Source organism: Streptococcus sp. SN3 (assembly GCF_030439905.1).
The window spans coordinates 621742-642260 of sequence record NZ_JAQFJF010000001.1 but is presented as its reverse complement, the minus strand read 5'-3'; the positions used below and the strand labels follow the sequence as shown (position 1 = coordinate 642260).

The 20519-nt window shown below is 41.2% G+C and carries 25 protein-coding genes; 22 read left to right on the top strand and 3 right to left on the bottom strand.

Features of this window, described 5'->3' with window-relative positions; translation table 11 throughout:
* Positions 1-10: 10 nt before the first annotated feature.
* From PCY71_RS02925 to PCY71_RS02850, 16 genes are all read left to right on the top strand, one after another.
* Positions 11-316 (top strand): DUF4298 domain-containing protein, encoded by a 306-nt coding sequence (locus PCY71_RS02925; RefSeq protein WP_002909406.1) that lies wholly within the window; start codon positions 11-13, stop codon positions 314-316.
* 474 nt (positions 317-790) lie between these two features.
* Positions 791-1849, top strand: a complete 1059-nt coding sequence (gene hisC, locus PCY71_RS02920) for a histidinol-phosphate transaminase (RefSeq protein ID WP_002909407.1) — start codon at positions 791-793, stop codon at positions 1847-1849.
* 55 nt (positions 1850-1904) lie between these two features.
* Entirely contained in the window at positions 1905-2894 is a 990-nt protein-coding gene (locus PCY71_RS02915; protein WP_301412438.1) for an ATP phosphoribosyltransferase regulatory subunit, read from the top strand.
* Complete coding sequence (hisG, locus tag PCY71_RS02910; protein WP_008809347.1) at positions 2891-3535, top strand: ATP phosphoribosyltransferase; 645 nt, start codon at positions 2891-2893, stop codon at positions 3533-3535. Before PCY71_RS02915 ends, hisG begins: the two co-directional genes overlap by 4 nt.
* Positions 3532-4824, top strand: coding sequence for a histidinol dehydrogenase (hisD, locus tag PCY71_RS02905; RefSeq protein WP_002909411.1), 1293 nt, complete (start codon positions 3532-3534; stop codon positions 4822-4824). Before hisG ends, hisD begins: the two co-directional genes overlap by 4 nt.
* Positions 4825-4835: 11 nt before the next feature.
* Positions 4836-5420, top strand: a complete 585-nt coding sequence (hisB, locus tag PCY71_RS02900; protein ID WP_002900081.1) for an imidazoleglycerol-phosphate dehydratase HisB — start codon at positions 4836-4838, stop codon at positions 5418-5420.
* Positions 5421-5454: 34 nt separating this feature from the next.
* A complete protein-coding gene (hisH, locus tag PCY71_RS02895) occupies positions 5455-6078 on the top strand; it encodes an imidazole glycerol phosphate synthase subunit HisH (protein WP_032908768.1) in 624 nt (207 codons plus the stop codon).
* Positions 6056-6778 carry a 1-(5-phosphoribosyl)-5-[(5-phosphoribosylamino)methylideneamino]imidazole-4-carboxamide isomerase gene (gene hisA / locus PCY71_RS02890; protein WP_002900083.1) on the top strand — a complete coding sequence of 241 codons (723 nt, stop codon included), beginning with the start codon at positions 6056-6058 and terminating at the stop codon, positions 6776-6778. The genes hisH and hisA overlap by 23 nt, the downstream gene beginning before the upstream one ends.
* Positions 6779-6780: 2 nt before the next feature.
* Complete coding sequence (hisF, locus tag PCY71_RS02885; protein WP_002900084.1) at positions 6781-7539, top strand: imidazole glycerol phosphate synthase subunit HisF; 759 nt, start codon at positions 6781-6783, stop codon at positions 7537-7539.
* On the top strand, positions 7539-7883 hold the full coding sequence (gene hisI, locus PCY71_RS02880; RefSeq protein ID WP_301412437.1) for a phosphoribosyl-AMP cyclohydrolase: 345 nt from the start codon (positions 7539-7541) through the stop codon (positions 7881-7883). Before hisF ends, hisI begins: the two co-directional genes overlap by 1 nt.
* A 130-nt stretch (positions 7884-8013) precedes the next feature.
* Positions 8014-8328 (top strand): phosphoribosyl-ATP diphosphatase, encoded by a 315-nt coding sequence (hisE, locus tag PCY71_RS02875; RefSeq protein ID WP_301412436.1) that lies wholly within the window; start codon positions 8014-8016, stop codon positions 8326-8328.
* Between the two features lie 33 nt (positions 8329-8361).
* Positions 8362-9111: a PHP domain-containing protein gene (locus PCY71_RS02870; protein ID WP_301412435.1), complete on the top strand. Its 750-nt coding sequence runs from the start codon at positions 8362-8364 to the stop codon at positions 9109-9111.
* Positions 9112-9122: 11 nt separating this feature from the next.
* Positions 9123-9404, top strand: coding sequence for an N-acetyltransferase (locus PCY71_RS02865; RefSeq protein ID WP_301412434.1), 282 nt, complete (start codon positions 9123-9125; stop codon positions 9402-9404).
* Between the two features lie 235 nt (positions 9405-9639).
* Positions 9640-9981, top strand: a complete 342-nt coding sequence (locus PCY71_RS02860; protein WP_125336986.1) for a LytTR family DNA-binding domain-containing protein — start codon at positions 9640-9642, stop codon at positions 9979-9981.
* A gap of 1 nt (position 9982) precedes the next feature.
* Positions 9983-10723 carry a LytTR family DNA-binding domain-containing protein gene (locus tag PCY71_RS02855; protein ID WP_125336990.1) on the top strand — a complete coding sequence of 247 codons (741 nt, stop codon included), beginning with the start codon at positions 9983-9985 and terminating at the stop codon, positions 10721-10723.
* A gap of 25 nt (positions 10724-10748) precedes the next feature.
* Complete coding sequence (locus PCY71_RS02850; protein ID WP_142999165.1) at positions 10749-12113, top strand: sensor histidine kinase; 1365 nt, start codon at positions 10749-10751, stop codon at positions 12111-12113.
* 85 nt (positions 12114-12198) lie between these two features.
* On the opposite strand, the gene PCY71_RS02845 is transcribed toward PCY71_RS02850, so the two are convergent.
* The 3 genes from PCY71_RS02845 to PCY71_RS02835 all read right to left on the bottom strand — a co-directional run bounded on the left by PCY71_RS02845 (position 12199) and on the right by PCY71_RS02835 (position 15981).
* A complete protein-coding gene (locus tag PCY71_RS02845; protein ID WP_125336993.1) occupies positions 12199-12327 on the bottom strand; it encodes a ComC/BlpC family leader-containing pheromone/bacteriocin in 129 nt (42 codons plus the stop codon).
* A gap of 124 nt (positions 12328-12451) precedes the next feature.
* Positions 12452-13813 carry a bacteriocin secretion accessory protein gene (locus tag PCY71_RS02840; RefSeq protein WP_125336998.1) on the bottom strand — a complete coding sequence of 454 codons (1362 nt, stop codon included), beginning with the start codon at positions 13811-13813 and terminating at the stop codon, positions 12452-12454.
* Between the two features lie 14 nt (positions 13814-13827).
* A complete protein-coding gene (locus tag PCY71_RS02835) occupies positions 13828-15981 on the bottom strand; it encodes a peptide cleavage/export ABC transporter (protein ID WP_301412433.1) in 2154 nt (717 codons plus the stop codon).
* Positions 15982-16228: 247 nt separating this feature from the next.
* Between PCY71_RS02835 and PCY71_RS02830 the strand changes: the two genes are divergently transcribed.
* From PCY71_RS02830 to PCY71_RS02805, 6 genes are all read left to right on the top strand, one after another.
* The gene (locus PCY71_RS02830) at positions 16229-16429 is read left to right on the top strand and encodes a bacteriocin class II family protein (protein ID WP_125337005.1); all 201 of its coding nucleotides are present in this window, start codon (positions 16229-16231) and stop codon (positions 16427-16429) included.
* Positions 16430-16662: 233 nt separating this feature from the next.
* Positions 16663-17523 (top strand): ABC transporter ATP-binding protein, encoded by an 861-nt coding sequence (locus tag PCY71_RS02825; protein ID WP_125337008.1) that lies wholly within the window; start codon positions 16663-16665, stop codon positions 17521-17523.
* Positions 17523-18683, top strand: a complete 1161-nt coding sequence (locus PCY71_RS02820; RefSeq protein WP_125337012.1) for an ABC transporter permease subunit — start codon at positions 17523-17525, stop codon at positions 18681-18683. Before PCY71_RS02825 ends, PCY71_RS02820 begins: the two co-directional genes overlap by 1 nt.
* 168 nt (positions 18684-18851) lie before the next feature.
* Positions 18852-19811: an LPXTG cell wall anchor domain-containing protein gene (locus PCY71_RS02815; protein ID WP_125337017.1), complete on the top strand. Its 960-nt coding sequence runs from the start codon at positions 18852-18854 to the stop codon at positions 19809-19811.
* Positions 19812-20182: 371 nt separating this feature from the next.
* The gene (locus tag PCY71_RS02810; protein ID WP_185757789.1) at positions 20183-20350 is read left to right on the top strand and encodes a bacteriocin class II family protein; all 168 of its coding nucleotides are present in this window, start codon (positions 20183-20185) and stop codon (positions 20348-20350) included.
* A gap of 14 nt (positions 20351-20364) precedes the next feature.
* Complete coding sequence (locus tag PCY71_RS02805) at positions 20365-20511, top strand: ComC/BlpC family leader-containing pheromone/bacteriocin (protein WP_125337021.1); 147 nt, start codon at positions 20365-20367, stop codon at positions 20509-20511.
* Positions 20512-20519: the final 8 nt, after the last annotated feature.

Here is a 20519-nt window from a genome sequence, read left to right as displayed (position 1 = left end):
AAGGAAGCCTGTGGAACAGTTAGAACGTATTCAAAAAATGGAAAAGCACCTGAATAAATATTCTCAGGTCTTAGCAAGTGCTCAGGAAGCTTTAGCTGAGCTGGAGCGCTGCCAGTCAGATTATATCCAGTTGAGGGACTACTATACTGGTCAGGAATTTTTTGATGATTTAGAATTCTCGAATGGACCGGATTTCCCTGAAAATATAGCTTGCGGTGTCTTAAGTGAAGATGCTGTCTATGACCTGATGGGGGAGCATTTTGAAACAGCGATTAATCTGTTGGATTTGTCTAGTGCCATGCTGAAAGAACGTTAATACATTTAGAAAGAAAAAAATATTTAATTTTTTTTCAATTTTCCTCTTGCTTTTTAATAAAAATTCATGTAGAATATTCAACAATAAATTGAAAGCAATGAGAGAAAAAGTCTAAGACAAGAAACAGAGAGTGCCTAATGGTGAGATGGCATGCAATCCTTAGACGACACATTCTTGAGTGCGGATGCGAAATCAGTCAGCAGTCTGAGACTAGTGTCCGACGGCTGATTGCCGTTATCAATCTGGAGTCCCGTACTCCCAGAGAGTCCTCAGGCGACTGAGGGCTGAATAAAGGTGGAACCGCGTGTCAACGTCCTTGCAAAGTTTTTTTGCGAGGGCTTTTTATTATATTTAAATCAGAAGATTCCCCTATTTTCCTTTAGCAAAGCGGTAAAGTTCGTCTTTCATTTATTAGAAGTTCTAAAAGATAATCAGAGTCAGATAATGGCTAGTGCGTGAAAGAGAGGTGGCAAGATGGTTAAGCTAAAAGGTCTCAGGCAGATCAATCCCTATGTAGCAGGGCAGCAACCCAATGATCCAGACATGATTAAGCTCAATACCAATGAAAATGCTTATGGGCCAAGTCCTAAGGTGGCAGAGGCCCTGCAGAACTTTGATGACCAGGAGTTGCGAAAGTATTCCAGTTTGGACCAGACGGAGCTTTGTCAGGCTTTGGCGGCCAACTTGGGTGTATCGCCCGATCAGCTCATTATCGGAAACGGAAGTGACGACATCTTGTCCATGGCTTTTCTGGCCTTCTTTAACAGTGGCGAGTCGGTCTTATTTCCAGACTTGACCTATGGTTTTTACAAGGTCTGGGCTGACCTCTATCACGTGCCTTTTCGCGAAATCCCTCTGACAGATGATTTTGAGGTCCATCCGTCAGATTATTTTGGAGACAACGGCGGCATTATCCTAGCTAATCCTAATGCTCCGACAGGGATTTATCTGCCGCTGGAACAGTTGGAGGAAATTCTGGCGTCCAATCAAGATGTGGTCGTGGTGGTGGACGAGGCCTATATTCACTTTGGCGGTCAATCTGCCCTGCCTCTTCTAGAAACCTATCCCAACCTCTTTATCACACGGACCTTTTCCAAGGATGCGGCCTTGGCTGGTCTGCGGGTGGGCTACGGCCTTGGCCATCCAGACTTAATAGCTGTCATGAAAGCTGTCAAGGATTCTATCAATCCTTACTCGGTGGATCTGTTAGCAGAGAGCTTGGCTCTTGCTGCGGTGCAAGACTGGGATTATTATCTGGAGACCGGTAGAGCCATTCAAGAGACCCGAGATTGGTTCGCTGGAGAATTGGCTGCGCTGGATTTCCAAGTCCTGACAAGTCAGACTAACTTTGTCCTAGCCCAGCCTAGTGGAATTTCTGCAGCAGAGCTTTTCCAGCAGTTAGAGGAGCGTCGGATTTATGTGCGGTATTTTCCAAAAGCAGAACGAATCAAAGACTTTCTGCGCATCTCTATCGGACGGCGAGAGGAGATGGAAACAGTCCTGGCAGCTATCGAGGAAATTTGCAGCAGCTGAGAGTTTGACTCAGAGCCAACCAATGTAAGAATAGAGTAAGAAAGGAAAGCAGCCTATGAATAAAATCACCCTTCCGATTGGCATGCATGACAAGCTTTTCAAGAGGGCGCGTGTGACTTACGAGATTGAGCGGGACATCAGTGATTTCCTGATGGCTCAGGGCTTCAATCGGATTGACACACCGACTTTGGAGCACTTCGAGGTCTTCAGTGACTATGTGGAGCCCCATCATTATCATCTTTTCGATAAAAAAGGCGAGCTACTGGTTCTACGGCCAGATGTGACCAGCCAGATTGGTCGGGTTATTGCTTCGACCAGGGTGCATACGCCTACCAAGTTTTCCTATTCGGGCAAGGTCTTTCACTATCAAGAAGAGCTGCGCGGTCTTGCCAACGAGCTCAGCCAAGCTGGTATTGAGATTATCGGCTATCCAGCTCGCAAGGCGGTGCTTGAGGCTATCAAGACAGCCAAGCAGTCGCTGGATTTAGCGCAGGTTAAGTCTTATCAGTTTGAGTTTTCCCATGCAGCAATCCTGCAGACAATCCTAGAGAGTCTGGCCTTGGATTCGCAGGAGGAGGCCCAGCTGCTTGATTATATTCGCAAGAAAAACAGGACGGGACTCTTTGAATTCACCCAGACCAGACCTAGTGAATTTGATGATTTTTTGCAGGAGCTGCCCTATTTGTTTGGTCCTAGCCAACAGGTTTTAGCTAGGGCTAGAGAAATAGTTGACAACGAGCAGATATTGACGGCTCTAGATGATGTGGAGCAGGTTCTGCAGAGTCTATCAGGCTTGCTGGATCAGACGACCATGGACTTGGGGCAGGTAGCGACCATGCCTTACTATACCGGCCTGACCTTCAAGGTCTTTGGCGACCGAGTACCAGATGCTTTTCTATCTGGTGGTCGCTATGATCAGCTTTTCAAGCGCTTCGGGGCAGCAGAGCTGACAGCTATCGGCTGGTCCCTAGACATTGACAGTGTCTATCAGGCCATTCATGATGACCTACCGGACGAGGGTGGAAAGGAAGGTGATGGCAGATGAGTCAGATTACCATTGCCCTGACCAAGGGGCGGATTGAGGAAGATACGGTCAAGCTCTTGACCCAGGCTGGCTTTGATATGTCCTTCATGGCAGACAAGGGGCGCAGCTTGATTTTTGAAAGTCCAGACAGTCGCTTTCGCTTTCTCTTGGTCAAAGGGCCTGACGTGACGACCTATGTGCGCCACGGAGTTGCTGATCTAGGCATTGTCGGCAAGGATATTCTCTTTGAGCATCCGACTGGCTATCTGGAGCTGCTGGATCTGAACTTTGGCCTTTGTAAATTCTCACTGGCCTCGGTGCCCAGCTATGACCCTCATGATCACAAGCGCAAGCGGATTGCGACCAAGTATCCGACAGTGGCGACTGATTATTTTAATCAAAAGGGGGAAGATGTGGAAATCATCTCCATCCAAGGTAGCGTGGAGATTTCACCGGTGCTGGGTCTGGCGGATGCCATTGTCGATATTGTGGAGACAGGGCATACCCTGTCAGCTAACGGCCTGCTGGTTTTTGAAGACATTTGTCGGGTGTCAGCCCGGCTCATTGCTAATCAGGCTTCCCTGAAAAATAACCCGGATATCATGCCTTTTGTGGCAAAGATTGAATCCCTAGTAGGAAGAAGAGAGGTGGCTTTTAAATGACAATTATCAAACGTTTAAGCGGAAGTAACGAAGAAATTTCACGGATTTTATACGAAGAGCAGCTGCAGCTTAGTCAGCAGAACTTAGATGTGGAAGAAGCGGTGGCTGAGATTATAGAAACGGTCAAACAAGACGGTGACCAAGCTTTAAGAGACTATACCATGCTTTTTGATAAGGTTGAGGTGGCAGACTTTGAGATTGGGCAGGAGCTGATTGATCAGGCTTTTGAGGAGATTGATCCAGAGGTCTTGGCCGCCCTGAAAAATGCCCAAGCTAATATCGAATCCTACCACCGCCAGCAGTTGGAGACTGGTTTTGAGGACAGTCCCAGTGAGGGCGTTGTCCGTGGTCAGTTGATTAGGCCGATTGAGCGGGTCGGCACCTATGTACCTGGCGGCACCGCAGCTTATCCATCCTCCGTCCTCATGAATGTTATCCCGGCTAAGATTGCCGGTGTCAAAGAAATCATCATGATTACACCACCCCAGGAGCACTTTACCCCAGCGATTTTGGTAGCCGCCAAGCTAGCTGGTGTGGATCGGATTTTCCAAATTGGTGGAGCCCAAGGTGTAGCAGCTCTGGCTTATGGTACTGAGACCATTCCCAAGGTAGATAAGATAACGGGACCAGGCAATATCTTTGTGGCTACGGCCAAGAAGATGGTTTATGGTGTCGTGGGAATTGACATGATTGCCGGACCTTCTGAGATTGGAGTCATTGCGGATCGTTCAGCCAGTCCAGTCTATGTGGCAGCTGATCTTCTGTCTCAAGCCGAGCACGACAAGCTGGCTCGGGCTATTCTGGTGACTGACTCGGAGGAGCTGGCGGACCAAGTCGAAGCAGAGCTAGACAGACAGCTGAAAGAGCTGCCGCGGGAGGAAATCGCGCGTGCTTCGATTGAGAACAATGGTCGCATCATCCTTGCCCCTTCTAAGGAAGCCATGTTTGAGCTTATGAATCAGGTGGCACCGGAGCATTTGGAAATTGCCATGGATGATGCTTACAGCTATCTGGATCAGGTTGAAAATGCTGGCTCTGTCTTTCTGGGACACTATACCAGCGAGCCGATTGGTGACTACTATGCGGGAGCCAATCACGTTTTGCCGACTACCAGCACCAGCCGCTTTTCATCAGCTCTGGGAGTCTATGACTTCATCAAGCGCATCCAGTACACCCAGTACAGCCGCGCTGCTGTAGGGGCGGCTGACAAGGATATTACCAGTCTGGCCTATGCAGAAGGCCTGCAGGGACATGCCAAGGCCATCGAAGCCCGCAGACAGGAAAAATAAAAGGAGTTGCCATGAGACAAGCTGAAATCAAGCGAAAAACACAGGAGACTGATATTGAGCTGGCTGTGAATCTGGACCAACAGGAGCCGGTAGCTATCGAGACCGGTGTCGGATTCTTTGACCATATGCTGACCCTTTTTGCCCGCCACAGTCGGATTTCTCTGACGGTCAAGGCTGAAGGCGACCTTTGGGTGGACAGCCACCATACGGTTGAGGATGTGGGTATCGTGCTGGGGCAGGCTCTGTGTCAGACCTTGGGAGACAAGACCGGCATCAACCGCTACGGCACTAGCTTTGTGCCTATGGACGAAACGCTGGGTATGGCCAGTCTGGACCTATCCGGCCGCTCCTATCTGGTCTTTGAGGCGGATTTTGATAATCCCAAACTTGGGAATTTTGACACCGAGCTGGTAGAGGAATTTTTCCAAGCCCTAGCCTTTAATTTGCAGATGAATCTGCACCTGAAAATCCTTCATGGCAAGAACAGTCACCATAAGGCGGAAAGCCTCTTTAAAGCGACTGGCCGAGCTCTACGGGAGGCTATTACGATAAATCCAGAGATTCATGGAGTTAACTCCACCAAGGGCTTGCTCTAGCTTGCCCTTCTGAGTGAAAGGAGTTGATGTAGAGATGATGATTGTTATTGATTATGACGCGGGAAATACTGCCAATGTTCTCCGTGCTCTAGCTCATGTCGGAGTAGAAGCGCGCCTGTCAGCTGATCCGCAGGAAATTTTGGACGCAGATGGTTTGATTTTACCAGGAGTCGGTGCTTTTCCTACTGCCATGCAGGAGTTGGAAAAGCGAGGGTTGGTTTCCGTTATTCAACAGGCTGTGGCCGATGGCAAGCCTCTCTTGGGCATTTGCTTAGGCATGCAGCTCCTGCTGGAGTATGGATTGGAGAATGGTCAAAGCTCTGGACTGGGTTTGATTCCTGGTGTTTGCCGTCGGATTCCGGACCAGGCTGGTCTGCCTGTGCCTCACATGGGCTGGAATGACTTACAAATCCGTCAGTCGTCTGCTTTGACAGCTGGTCTTGAGGGCCAGTCAGTCTATTTCGTCCATAGCTACTACACAGATGTTTCGGAGGAGTACTTGGATGTGACGGCTGATTATGGGAGACCTATCCCAGCAATGATTCACCGAGGATCGGTCTTTGGCTGCCAGTTTCACCCAGAAAAGTCTGGTGCTGTTGGCCTTGGTATCCTAGAGAAGTTTAAGGAGTATGTCTATGAAAATACTGCCCGCTATTGATATCAAAGACGGCCAGGCCGTCCGCCTTTTTAAAGGGGATTTTAGCCAGAAGACGGTAGTCAATCCCGATGTTTTGGAGCAAGCTAAAGTTTTCAAAGAAGCCGGCGTTACCATGATTCATGTGGTTGACTTGGACGGAGCCTTAGAAGGTCGGGCGGCCAATCGAGATTTGATTGCTCGGATTAAAGCGGAGACTGGCCTAGCCATCCAAGTCGGGGGCGGCATCCGCAGTTTGGAGCAGATTGAAGATTACCTGGCAGTTGGCATTGACCGTGTCATTATTGGCTCTATGGCTGTTAAGAATCCTGAATTTGTTGAGGCCGCGCTAGAGCGCTTTGGAAGCAGAAAAATCGTAATTGGCATTGATGCGAAAGCAGAGCTGGTTGCAACTGAGGGTTGGTTGGAAACCAGCAATCAGGACTATATCAGTCTGGCATTGGCCATGGAAAAAATCGGCGTCCGCCTCTTCGTCTATACGGATGTGAACCGAGACGGGACTCTGACTGGCCCCAATATCCAGCATTATCAAAAATTGCTAGCAGCTCTCAAGCATGCTCAAGTCATTGCCTCTGGTGGCATCCAGTCAGCGGACGATTTAGAAGAGCTGAAAAAACTGGGTTTGGCTGGAGCCATTGTGGGCAAGGCCTATTACAGTGGACGAATTAGCCTAGATCAGATCAAGAAAGCAGAAAGGGGATAGACATGCTGAAAAAACGAATCATTCCCTGTCTGGATGTCAAGGACGGTCGGGTGGTCAAGGGCATCAACTTTGTCAATCTGACTGATGTGGGCGATCCAGTCGATGCGGCCAAGGCTTACTATGAAGCTGGCTGCGATGAGTTGATCTTTCTGGACATCACCGCCACCCATGAGGAGCGGGACACGACGGTCGAGATGGTCCGGCGCGTGGCGGAGCAGGTTTTCATTCCCTTTACCGTCGGGGGCGGCATTCGCACGGTTGAGGACATGAAGCGGATGCTGCAGGCTGGTGCGGATAAGGTTGCAGTTAATTCCTCAGCACTGGCAAATCCTCAGCTTTTGGCTGACTGCGCTGAGAAATTCGGCAGCCAATGCGTGGTACTGGCTGTGGATGCTAAGAAAGAAGCGGATGGCAGCTGGCATGTCTATCTAGCTGGTGGCCGCAAGGACAGCGGTCGCAATCTATTAGACTGGGTCCAAGAAGCTGTCGGTCTTGGAGCGGGGGAAATTCTTTTGACCAGTATGGACAAGGATGGGACCAAGTCTGGTTTTGACTTGCCAATGCTGGAATCTGTCTCCCAAGTGGTTTCCGTTCCTATCATCGCCTCTGGTGGTGCTGGCAGTAGCCAGCATATCCTAGAAGTTTTTGAAAAGACTGCAGCGACAGGTGCCTTGGCCGCTTCGATTTTCCATTATGGTCAGGTCTCCATCGCAGAGACCAAAAAAGCCATGCTGGAAGCTGGATTGGAGGTGCGCATCTGATGACAGAAGTAAAGTTAGATTTTCAAAAGCAAGGCGGTCTCATACCTGCCATTATCCTAGACCACACCAGCAAAGAAGTCCTTATGCTGGCCTATCTCAATGAAGAAGCCTACCATCTGACCCGCACCAGCGGTCAGATGTGGTACTGGAGCCGGTCACGTCAGGAGCTTTGGCATAAGGGAGCCACCAGCGGCCACTACCAGACTGTCAAAAAAATCACAGCTGATTGCGACCTAGATACCCTGCTGATCGAGGTAGACCAGCTGGGAGCAGCCTGCCACACCGGTGCCAAATCCTGCTTTTTCCATTCAATCTGGGATGAAGAAGACGGCAAAACTGACTAAAGCTCCTTTGCTTTACTTTTGTACTTGGTTAATACAAAAATAAAACTAAGAAGTTAGTATCAAGCCACCAGCCCGCCATTGGAAAGAATTGTATTTTATAGTAAAATAAGGACAGTAACAAGGAGATACTATGCTAGAAACCCTCTATCAAGAAGCCCTCAAACGCAAAAAAGAGCCCAAGGAAGGCTCTTATACCAGCTATCTCTATGACAAGGGGCTAGACAAGATTCTCAAAAAAGTCGGTGAAGAAGCGACAGAAGTGGTCATTGCGGCTAAAAATGTTGACAAGGACGAGATGGCCAATGAGACAGCTGATCTGCTCTACCATCTGGCGGTCGCTCTCGTCGAGACTGGCGTCAGTCTGGAAGAGGTAGAGGCCGTCCTCCAGGCCCGTCAGGGCAAGCAGAGCCGGATTCACGACCGACCTGAAATTGACCATTACTAAAGGGACACAAGATTTGCAGAAAGGCGGTCCAGCATGCGCGACAACCATCTTCATACCTATTTTTCCTATGATTCTGAGGCAGATTTCTGTGACTATCTGGACCATTACGAGGGCGAGATTGTCACCACAGAGCACTATGATTTGTCCAATCCCTACCCTTACGAAGCTGCCTCACCCCATGATGATGTACCTGACTATGTGGCCTATTCAGCAAAAATAGCAGAGCTGAACCAGCAATATGGCAACCGCATCAAAAAGGGCATTGAAATTGGCTATTACGCTCCGCGTAAGGAGGATATCCTAGCTTTCCTAACGGAAAAGGAATACGACCTCAAACTATTGTCTGTCCACCACAATGGCTGTTTTGACTATCTGGAAGAGCCAGTCTTGCAGCTGGATAAGATGGAGCTGATTCCCCGCTACTTGAGAGAGTTAGAAGAGGCTATCGAGGCTGTGCCAGCAGATGTACTAGCTCACTTTGACTATGGTTTTCGAAAATTTGCGCTTACCGTAGAGGAGTTAAAAAATTTTGAACCAGAGCTGCGACAGCTTTTCCAGAAGATGATTGATCATGGTCTGGCCTTTGAGCTCAACTGCAAGTCCATGTATCTATATGGTCACGAGGAACTCTATATCTATGCTCTCTCTCTAGTTAAGGAGCTGGGCGGTCAGCGCTTTTCAGTGGGTTCAGATGGCCACAAGCTAGATCATTTCCGATTGCAATTTGACCGAGTTGCCAAAATCTTAGCTGAGGCTGGAATAGGCGAAGAGCAGTTGATCTAGAAAGAGAAATCATGACCGAGATTAGGCCCTTAAAAAAAGAGGAAATCCCGCTCTTAGAAGAATTTCTTTACCAAGCTATTTTTATTCCCTCAGGTCTAGAGCCGCTGCCCAGAAGTATCTTGAAGGAACCAGAACTAGAGATGTATATCAAGGACTTGCTCAAGGCCAAAGGCTACCCAAGTGTCTCCCTATCCGTTTCCAAAGACAATCCCGCCGTTGCCTTTTATCAAAGACTGGGCTTTGTAACGGTTGAAGAGAGGGAAGATGATTATTTGATGCTGTGCCGATTGTAATAAGAAGAAGAGCAGTCTCTTGACTGTCTTTTTTCCTCTTTTAAACTTATGATATTAATGTAATTTTTCCTTTATTTGTGATAAAATAAAAGAAGGAATGATGGACCCTTTGGTGCTCCATTCCTATCATCAGAATCTTTTCTGTCTACCGTTTAAGACTTTCCAGGTACCATTGAGGATTTTATATCTTTTTGGAATCTTGCTTGTGGTATGCTAGAGCAAAGGAGGTAGACAAATGGCTACAATCGTTATTAAAGACGGCAGCACTCTTCGGAAGTTGGATCTCTCATCAATTTTCTATATCCAGTCCCATCCTCAAAAGCCGCATTTTGTCCTTATTGTGACCGGAAAAAGAAATTACAATCTCAGGGCTTCTCTGACTGAACTAGCAGAAAGCTATCCTAAAGATCTGTTTCGTTGCAATCGTCAAACTCTTGTTAATCTAGCTAAAGTTAAGGGTTTTGACAGGGAGCATAAAACCTTGTTCTTTGAGCAATCTAGCTTAGGAGAACTTGTCTGCTCTAGACGAAGTTTTGCCAGTCTTATTAAGCATTGGTCTCAGGAAGGAGGAAAATAAGATGAAAATCTTTGTGTTAGAAGATGATATCAATCAACAATTCTATATGGAGTCAACCATTCTGAATATTTTGAAAAAAAACAGCTGGCAATGTCAGTTTTTAGAAATCTACAGCAATCCCCAAAAGTTACTTGATGCTGTTCGGGAACGCGGAAGCCACCAGATTTTCTTTTTGGATATTGAGATAAAAAAAGAGACACAGAAGGGCTTGGAAGTAGCTGGTCGAATTCGTAAGTTAGATCCCTATGCTTTGATTGTTTTTGTGACAACTCACTCAGAGTTTATGCCTTTGACTTTTCGATATCAGGTATCAGCTTTTGATTTTATTGATAAAGGGCAGTCTGAAGAAGCCTTTATTAAGCAGGTTGAAAAGGATCTAGCCTATCTATACGAGAGAAAGGATAGTTTCCAAGCTGAGGAAACCTTTCTATTTGAAAATTCCAAATCTGAAATTCAAGTTCCTTTTAATGAAATTTATTTTTTTGAAACATCGGATGTTCCACATAGACTTATCCTCTATACGAAGAAAGAGCGCATTGAATTTTATGGACAGCTTTCTGAGATTGTCAAGCAGGACAAGCGCTTCTATCGTTGCCACCGATCTTATGTGGTTAATCCAGCCAATATCGTTCAAATAGATAAATTGGAAAACATAGCTTATTTCCCCAATGGCGCTAGCTGCTATATTTCTCGACTTAAGATGAAAGGATTGCGGGCAGCCTTAAAAGCAGAAGGGAAGTAGTATACTAGAAGTAGGAGAGGGATTTATGTTCATAGGATTGCAAATTGTAGCATTGATATTTCAGTCTTTAGCTTTATTTATTCTTTTTTCGAATATCAGTGGCGCTAAAATGGATTGGAAAAAATATATATTAGCAACTTTAGGATTGAATTTTATAGGGATTTTACTTGCAATAATAGGGTTGGTTACTGAGAATAATATTTTTTCATATGTTAATTTTTTAACCATTCCTATATATTTTTTAATTTTTTCATTGCTAATAAACAAATATACACCAAAAGTTCTAGCTATATTTTATGGTTTCTTTCCAGTTGTTCTTTGGAATCTTTTACACCGTCTTTTTTCTTTTTTTTTAAAAAATATAATGCATTCCCATGCCCAGGCCCAGTTAAATCCTGATAAATATATTCTATATATTTCAGCAATTTTAGCTAGTTTACTATCCTTATTCCTGCCTCAGTTATTGCACTATAATTTTAAACGATTGAGGGAATATAAATTAAATAAAAAAGATATAAAATTAATTTTTTTTCTAAATATTTCCATGATTTTCTATTATACATTTGTTCAATATTTTACTTATTTAGAAAAGTATCACCAGTCTTCTAACTTGTATAATCGTGAACTGATAGTAGTTATTTACATTATTCTCTTTCTAAGTTCAGTTAATATTTTAGACCGGAATTTGCGGGAACGAATTCAACAGCAATTAAGTGAGCAAAGAGAATTACAATTGAGGAACATGTCCGACTACAGTAAGCACATTGAGGAGCTTTATAGTGAGTTAAGAAGTTTTCGTCATGATTATGTCAATATTTTAAAGAGTATAAAATTAGGAATTGATACTAAGGATTTACCAGCAATTGAAAAGATCTATAATCAAGTCCTAAAGAACTCTGGTCAATCGCTCAACCAATCTAAGTACGATTTGGGACGTTTGTCTAATATCCATAACGATGCTCTCAAAAGTGTCTTATCCGCAAAATTTCTCGAAGCTCAGAGTAAGCACATAGAGACCGGATTAGAAGTTCCGCAGGAAATTGAGCTTAGAGGAATTGAATTGCTTGATTTCGTTACCATTGTTTCCATACTGGCTGATAACGCTATAGAAGCAGCTATTGAAACTAGTCATCCAGTAGTTTCTTTTGCCTTTCTTGAGCAAGAAGGTAAACAGGTTTTTATCGTAGAAAACTCAATAAAAGATTTCTCAGTGAATTCCAATAATATTTTTAAAAAGGGCTTTAGTAGCAAAGGAGAAAATAGAGGGATTGGCCTTTATAACGTTCAAAATATCATCAGTCGTTATCCCAATGTTTCTCTTCGTACCATTAGTCATGATAACAAATTTAAACAGGAGATAGAAGTAAAACTGTTAAATGTTTTTTTATAGCTCTATCTAATAAAAAGCCAATTTCAATTTGTTAATGAAATTGGCTTTTATTATTTATAATTAGATTAGATGGCTGGATTTTTTATTATCTACCAAAAACAGCTTCAAACCAGTTGGAAATAACTCTTGACCAATTTTGTCCCCCTCCTGAAATATTTTCTAATTCTTCAGGCGATAGTGCATTGAATTGCTCAAATAATCTCTTTTTGTTCATAATATGAACCTCCTTGATTTTAATAAAATTAGTGTAACAAAAATATTGATGTTTTTGCAGAGAAAATCCTAATCAGTTTTTATTTATTCCTGAGTGGTAGGTTATTTATTATATCAATTTAATTTTATTCGTTATGGTCAAGAATTTTGTCTTTATAGTAGTTAAAATAACTTTTTTTTGCTATGACACTGGTTACGCGTCCTTGAAGTCCATATCGGACTAGTTTGCTATTTTCCTTGGAGAGCTTAGCTTTCGCTATTACTTTGAATACGCTACCTTCCTTGGTTTCGGTGGCTGTTTGGTCAATGCTCTTGATTTTTCCAGTGATAACTAGGGGTTGGTTTCCTATTTTTTCCAGACTGAGGCGGACAGTTTGTCCTTTTTTCAGATTAGGTAAGTAGGCTGAAGTTACATAGTAGCTGATAAAGACTTCTTGATTTTCCTTGATTTGTGGATAGAGTTGGGCTATTTCGGTTCCTTTAGGTAATAAGTTCTTCCCTTTATAAGATTCATTTAGATGAATAACACCATTTTCAGGAGATATTAGTTGATTATTTTGAAGTTGGTCATCTGTTTGGTTAAGCTGATTCTCTAAATCGGTAATTTGTGCCTGAGTAGTTACTAGTTGTTGATCTGCATTTTGAATAAACTGAGTTCGCAAAACTTCTATCTTAGTTGTTGCACTACCATCATATACACTTGGACTGCCTGTACCTGCCTTTTGTATCTCTAGATTTGAAATAGAGGATTCTAAACTTGATATGTTTGAGCCTATTTGTGTTAGATATTGGCTGGTGATGCTGGTATCTTGGTTTGCTTTATACTGATTAAGATAAGAATTAAACATATCCTGATAAGAGTTTCCTTCAGGTAAGCTGGACGAGTTATTGGAAATAGCGTTGTAAAGGTCATTATAATCTTTTATTTGGGCTTGTAGTTTAGATATTTGATTATCAATGGCAGTGGCAACATTGCTAGCAATAGCGGTTTGATTGCTTACCTCTGTATTTGCTTTAGAGATTCCAAGGTTGATATCATTGACTTGGTTGACAAAGTTGTTATAGATATTACCATAACCAAACTCATCATTATCGCCAAAGAGATTATTTCCCTGCTTCAGGCTAGTTTTTAGAGTTTCCAAGCCTTCTTTCTGGTGTTTATAGCGTTCGAGCTGTGTTTCAATGGCTTGTTTTTGAGAAGCCTCTAAGGTTTCAGTGTAGCTAATCAGAAGTTCTCCCTTTTTTACAGTTTGGTTTTCGGTGAGATTGTTGACTTTAACAGTGTGATCACTGGTTGATTGGATGGAAGCGACAATATTGGTAGGGGTAATCTGACCAACAGAAGTTACAGTCACCTCTTTTGTAGCAAATAAAGAAAATAGAACTAGGAATATGATTAATAAGGTTAACGGAATTGTCAGAACCGTTGCAAAATTATGGTACCGTCTCTTGTAAAACTCAGTACTTTTAAAGAGATTAGGATTCATAGTGTACCTCCTTTTTATTTATTAAATAAATGTTGATAGAATCCGCCCTGTTCCATTAAATCTTTATGAGAGCCGATTTCAATGATTTTGCCGCGGTCAAGGATAATCACTTGATCGGTTCGCTCAGAAATACTAAGCCGGTGAGCTACAAAGATGATAGTTTTTTCTTTCATGGCCATTAGATTGTCAATAACTTTCTTCTCAGTTAGGACATCAAGTCCGCTAGTTGCTTCATCAAGGATAAGAACAGGAGATTTAGTTAAAAGTGCGCGTGCCAGAGCAATTCGTTGTTTTTGACCGCCAGATAATCCAGCTCCATCTGATAGCTCTGTCTGATAGCCCATAGGCATTTGTTCTATATCGGAGCGAATTTCTGCAATCTCACAAGCCTGAATAATGTCAGATTGATTGATAGTTTCATTGGCTCCGAGGGTTAGATTTTCTAGAATAGAACCACTAAAGATATAGGGTTGTTGAGGAAGGTAATTGATATACTGACGCAGGATTTTTTTATCAATAGTCTTAAGGTTATGGCCGTTGATGCGAACTTCACCTTGATAGGGTTCGTAAAAGTTGACGATTAGTTTAGCGAGAGTTGTCTTGCCTGAACCGCTAATGCCGACTAAGCTAACCTTGCTCCCTTCTTTGATAGTTAGCTGGATATCAGATAAAGTATCTCGTCCAAAACCATACTTGTAGGATACATTATCAAAACTAAGGTCACCTGCTAAAGCACTTGTATTTGTAATGGGCTGGTTTTTTGCGAATTCAGATTCTACTAGATATACTTCGTTTAGTCGATTATTAGCAACTCTAGCTGATTGGAGTTTAGTTTGAAGGTTGATAATATTTTCTAACGGATTTGTAAAATAGGAAAGCAAGGTATTGAAAGTAATTAGCTGACCGATAGAAATATGATTGTTCATAACGAGCTGAGCTCCTAACCAAAGAATTGATACATTTAAAATCAGATGTGCTCCTTGTTTTAAAGAACTTTGTATAATCGAAAACTTATTGAGCCGAAAGGACTTATCAAGATAATCTACAAATTCTCCATCAATTTTTTGGTAACGGACCTCTTCGCTAGTTAAAGATTTAATCGTTTCAATACCATTAATATCTTCAATAATAGCAGAGCTGACCATGGAGTTCGCTTGCATCACTTCGTTATTCATTTTTTCGAAGAATTTCATAAAACTAAAAATAATGATGATATAAATAGGAATTGCCAGCAAGGTCATTAGAAATAAATTAGCATTTTGTAGGAATAAAGTGCAACCGACAATGATTAAGATAGATAAATCTAAAAAGAGAGATAATATAGTGGATGCTAGAGCGTCAATGATAGAGTTAGCATCCGTAAATCGGGAAATAACCTCGCCAGTCCGCCTAGTTGCAAAGAAGGACATAGGGAGCTCGAAAATATGGCGGATATAGGATAAAATTACATCAATACTCAATCGTTGGCTAAGGATAGTCAATAGGTAGTCTCTAGAAAAAGACATGAATTGCTGTAAGACATAGGTGATAATTAGGCCTATAGAAATAATGCCTAGAGTTGTTTTCATCTGATTGGGAATGTACTCATCTAGAATTCCCTGAAGGTAGTAAGAACCCACTATATTCATCAATGTTACAAGAAGGCTGGATAAAATAATATAGAATATCAAAAACTTCTGTCTTAGAATGAGCGGTATAAAACTCATTAATCCAATTTTTTTGTCTCGGTGAATCTGGTAACTGGGTTCAGGAGCTAGAAAGATTGACACTCCAGTCCACTCAGATGCAAAACGTTTTAGGCCCATCCTCGTTATTTTGACCGTTGGATCTGGATCTCCGATGATAAGGTGCTTCTTTTCTTTTTTGTAGACGACATAGTAGTGTTGAAGTTTACCATTTTTATTGACATGAGCAATAAATGGATAGGGCATATCAGATAGTTCAAAGAGCGACATATCCGCTTTAATCGCTCGTGTCTCGAACCCCATCTCCTTTGCGGCCTTGACAATTCCCAGAGCTGTAGTGCCTTCCTTGTCAGTTTTGGCAAGCTCTCGCAGATGTGCTAAGGAGTAGTTGGAACCATAATATTTTGCAATAGAAGCTAAGGCAGCAATGCCGCAGTCTCTAGCATCTATCTGAGGGACAAAACTTTTACGATATTTGAACATAAAATAATCTTCCTTTCTCCTACTATATATGCATTCATATTATCGCACGATTTAGAGTAAAACGGTCTCAAAAATCTCAAATGGTTGTTATGTTATCCTAAATGGTAAAATTTTAAAAAAATTTTATCAATTACCGTTTAGGAGTAAATAATAGCTATTCATGATTTTGACCTTACAATTTTTAGGAAAAATGTTATACTTTAGGTGTGGTCGCGATGCACAAGAAAAATAATAGGAGGTATCTATTATGGATACAAAAGTAATGTCACAGTTTGATGTGCTGGATGAAAATACGCTTGCTACTGTCGAAGGTGGTTGGGGCTATGTATGGCAATGTTCAAATAAATATAAAAGCGCGTGGCATGCTCAACGTCGGACAGCTCAAGAAAATGCTAATGCATATATGAGAATCCATCGTGGAGTAGTTTGTGCAGTATTTAATGCCTAACATATCAATTACATAAGTTCGAAGAAGAGATCTGGGTAGCTTACATATAAATTTCCAAAAGATACTCTCATCTATGAAGTCTTATATAGCAATTGTAGGCGTTTATTCCAGCATTATCTTTTATATCATAACATGATTAGTTGGCTGATTAGTTTGTTAGTCTTATATATAGTTGGGGGAAGAAAATGACGATTTTCTGTCCCCTGTATTGTTTTTTGGAATGGAGGGCCTTTATGAAATTAGAAATGATAGGCATTAGCAAGAGTTACGGTTCTAAGACTGTGCTCAGTAATATTTCCTGTAAATTTACAGAAGGAGTTTATGGCTTGCTTGGAGCAAATGGTACAGGTAAGACAACCTTAATGAATATTATTTGTGATCTTATTAAGCCAAGCCAAGGAAGAATTAGATTTGATAGTTCCTCGCCTGCAGAGGATTATATCCAATATATTGGGTTCTTACCTCAAAATTTTTCTTACTACCCTAATTTTTCAGGGATAGATTTTCTCTTATATATGGCTACTCTTAAGGGAATGACTAAAAAACAAGCCAGAGCAGAGAGTGATAAAGTTCTAAAACTTACTGGTTTATCTGATGTCCGGGAAAAGAAAATTGCTTCCTATTCGGGTGGAATGAAGCAAAGATTAGGAATTGCGCAAGCTCTTCTAAATGATCCCCAGATTTTGATTTTAGATGAACCAACTGTGGGACTAGATCCCAAAGAAAGGGTGAAATTCAGAAATATTATCAGTGAGCTATCGGCCGAAAAAATTATCCTTTTATCAACCCATATCGTATCCGATATAGAAGCGATTGCCAAGGAAATCTTAATCCTAAAAGATGGAAATTTTATTGAGAGAGGTAGTGCTAAGGAGCTTCTTTCGCTTATTGAAGGACAAGTTTGGGAGTTTCAAGTTTCAGAGAGTGATTGGCAATATTTTGCAAGGGATTATGTGATTGTTAATGAGCGGATAGAGCCTGACGGTATAATCTTGAGGGTTATTAGTATGTCAAGACCGGTCGAAAGGGCAAACCAGGTAGTGCCTAGTTTGGAAGACCTTTATATTTATCACTTTAGAGAGGAGACTGTTTGATGAAAGCGTTAGTTACTTTTGAGTTGAAAAAACTAATAAAAAAGAAGTCTGTTTTAGGTGCAGTTTTGGCTAGTATTCTAGTTTTATCTGGATTATTTTATCCTACTTTTTTTTACGATGGTCAGCTAAGCGGTATTTCCACTGATCGTATTCATGGTATAGAGGCGGTTCGCATACAAGAAAAGATAGCAGAAGAACACACTGGTTATTTATCTGATAATTTGATAGGTAAAATTGTCAATGATTATGCAGAAAGGATGCCTTATCTCAAAAGTACTGATATATATGATATATTTTCATGGGATAGTATTGATCGACTTGTATCAAATGGGAAAGAAATCTTACTTCAAACTTATCAGTCAGATGAGGTATTACATTATGAAAATGCCAAACTCAAATCACAAGATGAGTTAGATTCGGCGCTGCCATTGAATAGTTTAAAATTAGGTAATTATGCTTCATGGAATCAATTATATACAATGTTAAGTAATGCTTTTTCATTGATACTTGTTTTATTTATGTATATCTGTTCCTCAGTATTTTCGGGAGATACTGCAAAAAAGATGAATTCTCTGCTCCTAACAACAAAATATGGTAGAAGCAAATTGACAGTTTCAAAAATCTTCGCTGTTTTTGGGATAGGTATACTTATATTTTTAATAGTTCATACAATTATTTTGTCTGTCTTTACTTGGTATTTTGGATGGAGTGGAGCAGATACCAGCGTTCAAATGAACTTGTATTGGATTAATATAGCTCATAACATTTTGCAATTTCCTGTAAGGATGAACTTATTAGAATTGTTAATTCGCCTTATCTTATTCCAGTTTGTAGGTATGCTCTTTATCATGGGAACGACGATTCTCATATCCAGTTTGACAAAGTCACCCTTGGCTACGTTCGCAACTTCTGTAGGATTCTTCTTGGCTCCAGATTTTTTGATGAATATTTTTAGAGATGGTGTGATAAATAAAATACTGACTATTTTTTCTGTTTCAACTGGTGAAACAGAAGGACTTTTGTTAAAGCTCTCTAGTAGCAAAGGTTTCTTCTTTAACGATTTTACTGCAAATGGTATTACCATTATTATTATACGCTTGATCCTCATGCTACTATGCTGTCTGATTTCTTATCGGATAATCCGCAAAAGAGGAGTCTAGTTGGTTATGAAATAATCTAAAAGCCTGTTACTGCTTCATAAAGATTCAGAAACAGGCTGATTTTTTAAAACAACCATTAAAGAGTAAATAAAGTCTATTTAGGATTTTCTTGTTTTATTGCTATCAGAATAAGTTAAACTAGATTTATAAAAAAAGAAGGAGCTTATTATGAAAAATAAAATGGTTATTTCGATATTGCTTTGTCCGCTTTTGCTTGGCCTAGGTGCTGTATCGGTTTCAGCTGATACGGGTAGTATAGATGTGCAAGGTGGTCAAGAAGAAGCAGAAGTCAGTAGAAGTACCGATATAGCTTTGTCTACTGTATCAGATGCTGTGCCTGAATCTAATGGGAGGGCAGAAGCAAGCCAGCCTACAGAGCAGAATTCGGATCGCTCCGAACATACTGAGGCTACTCAGGCAGAAGTGACTCAAGACAGTTATTTAGAAAATGTAGCTGATTTTCAAAAAGTTTCGATTGATCAAGTGTACCAATCTTTTACAGAAGATGGTCAGGAGCATACAATCTATGTTGGTCGTCCAACTTGCTATTATTGTCGGCAGTTTTCTCCCGTGCTGAAAGAGTTTAATCGATTAATTGATAATCATCTTGAATATTATGATATTGATGGAAAAGACCTTGATGGCAAGGCAAAGAAATTTTTATTTGAAACCGTTGGAATCCCAGGAACTCCTACAGTCCTGTATCTAAAAAATGGAAAACTTATTTCTGGTTGGGCCGGAGGAGGAGCAACAGCTCAACAATTATATGAACACTTGTACACCAGTACAACAGATAAACAAGAGAAAGCAAGGGAACAATCGAACGTAACAAGTGGTGAAAATGATCCTACTGCTGTTTATCAAGCGACTACGTCAACTTCCGATGAAAGTCAAATAAGATTTTCTAAGTCAGATCTGCAGGACAAGAGAGAAGTTAAGAGTGGCCAATGTCCTATTTTAATTGATAGTGATTTTAAAAATCAAAAGAGGGAGGATGTGGCGAAACAATCAATGTTAAGGACATTGCCGCAGACAGGTGAAAAGACAACTGAATTCTTCGCACTTCTAGGCTTTATTTCACTAGCAGCAACTCTTATGGCTTTTTCTCAAAAAGATAAAAAGGCTTAATTTAGTTCCACTAATTAATTTAAAAAGCAGAAAAGGAGCATAAGTCATGTTTTACAAAGTGATGAGCAAAAATGATTTGCCTTAAATAAATGGTGCTTGCTTTTTCAATTAAGATTTGGCATATATTTGCTTATCTCCTAAACAAATAGAATCTAAGAAGAAATGAATCCGTTTTCTACAAGAATTCCTAAAAGACCGATTTATAAATGATATAAAATACATTCTCTATTTAATAGAGAGTGTATTTTATTTAAATGACTATTTAGGACGAAATAAAAGCTATTTATGATTTTTGTATCTATCAATCTTTAAAAGTGCTATAGTATTGGTGTGTTCGCGACACAAAAGAAAAAATAATAGGAGCTATTCTTATGTATACAAAAACAATGTCACAGTTTGATGTGATAGACGAAAATATGCTTGCTGCTATTGAAGGTGGGGATCGCAATAGTTACTGTAACGGATTAATTGCAGGGCGGCTGTTGCGCAAAGCTCTCTACCATCAGCCCGTTTTACCGAGCGATTTCATTTGTAAATAGAAAGGAAAAAGAAAATGAAAGATCAACAATTTGAAGAAATATCACAAGAACATTTGGAAAATATCATAGGAGGCGGTGATTGGCTTCGTGATATCCAAAAAAGCTTCAAAAATATTGGAGATAGTATAGGAGGGTTTATTAACGGCTGGCTTGGCAATTAGTATTTATA

Coding starts and splice junctions, on each gene's coding strand:
- PCY71_RS02865 (WP_301412434.1), top strand. CDS start 9,123: ATGACCGAGATTAGGCCCTTAAAAAAAGAGGAAATCCCGCTCTTAGAA.
- PCY71_RS02840 (WP_125336998.1), bottom strand. CDS start 13,813: ATGAATCCTAATCTCTTTAAAAGTACTGAGTTTTACAAGAGACGGTAC.
- PCY71_RS02850 (WP_142999165.1), top strand. CDS start 10,749: ATGTTCATAGGATTGCAAATTGTAGCATTGATATTTCAGTCTTTAGCT.
- hisA (WP_002900083.1), top strand. CDS start 6,056: ATGAAAATACTGCCCGCTATTGATATCAAAGACGGCCAGGCCGTCCGC.
- hisE (WP_301412436.1), top strand. CDS start 8,014: ATGCTAGAAACCCTCTATCAAGAAGCCCTCAAACGCAAAAAAGAGCCC.
- PCY71_RS02830 (WP_125337005.1), top strand. CDS start 16,229: ATGGATACAAAAGTAATGTCACAGTTTGATGTGCTGGATGAAAATACG.
- PCY71_RS02805 (WP_125337021.1), top strand. CDS start 20,365: ATGAAAGATCAACAATTTGAAGAAATATCACAAGAACATTTGGAAAAT.
- PCY71_RS02815 (WP_125337017.1), top strand. CDS start 18,852: ATGAAAAATAAAATGGTTATTTCGATATTGCTTTGTCCGCTTTTGCTT.
- PCY71_RS02855 (WP_125336990.1), top strand. CDS start 9,983: ATGAAAATCTTTGTGTTAGAAGATGATATCAATCAACAATTCTATATG.
- hisF (WP_002900084.1), top strand. CDS start 6,781: ATGCTGAAAAAACGAATCATTCCCTGTCTGGATGTCAAGGACGGTCGG.
- PCY71_RS02825 (WP_125337008.1), top strand. CDS start 16,663: ATGAAATTAGAAATGATAGGCATTAGCAAGAGTTACGGTTCTAAGACT.
- PCY71_RS02915 (WP_301412438.1), top strand. CDS start 1,905: ATGAATAAAATCACCCTTCCGATTGGCATGCATGACAAGCTTTTCAAG.
- hisI (WP_301412437.1), top strand. CDS start 7,539: ATGACAGAAGTAAAGTTAGATTTTCAAAAGCAAGGCGGTCTCATACCT.
- PCY71_RS02845 (WP_125336993.1), bottom strand. CDS start 12,327: ATGAACAAAAAGAGATTATTTGAGCAATTCAATGCACTATCGCCTGAA.
- PCY71_RS02820 (WP_125337012.1), top strand. CDS start 17,523: ATGAAAGCGTTAGTTACTTTTGAGTTGAAAAAACTAATAAAAAAGAAG.
- hisB (WP_002900081.1), top strand. CDS start 4,836: ATGAGACAAGCTGAAATCAAGCGAAAAACACAGGAGACTGATATTGAG.
- PCY71_RS02870 (WP_301412435.1), top strand. CDS start 8,362: ATGCGCGACAACCATCTTCATACCTATTTTTCCTATGATTCTGAGGCA.
- hisG (WP_008809347.1), top strand. CDS start 2,891: ATGAGTCAGATTACCATTGCCCTGACCAAGGGGCGGATTGAGGAAGAT.
- PCY71_RS02835 (WP_301412433.1), bottom strand. CDS start 15,981: ATGTTCAAATATCGTAAAAGTTTTGTCCCTCAGATAGATGCTAGAGAC.
- PCY71_RS02860 (WP_125336986.1), top strand. CDS start 9,640: ATGGCTACAATCGTTATTAAAGACGGCAGCACTCTTCGGAAGTTGGAT.
- hisD (WP_002909411.1), top strand. CDS start 3,532: ATGACAATTATCAAACGTTTAAGCGGAAGTAACGAAGAAATTTCACGG.
- hisH (WP_032908768.1), top strand. CDS start 5,455: ATGATGATTGTTATTGATTATGACGCGGGAAATACTGCCAATGTTCTC.
- hisC (WP_002909407.1), top strand. CDS start 791: ATGGTTAAGCTAAAAGGTCTCAGGCAGATCAATCCCTATGTAGCAGGG.
- PCY71_RS02810 (WP_185757789.1), top strand. CDS start 20,183: ATGTATACAAAAACAATGTCACAGTTTGATGTGATAGACGAAAATATG.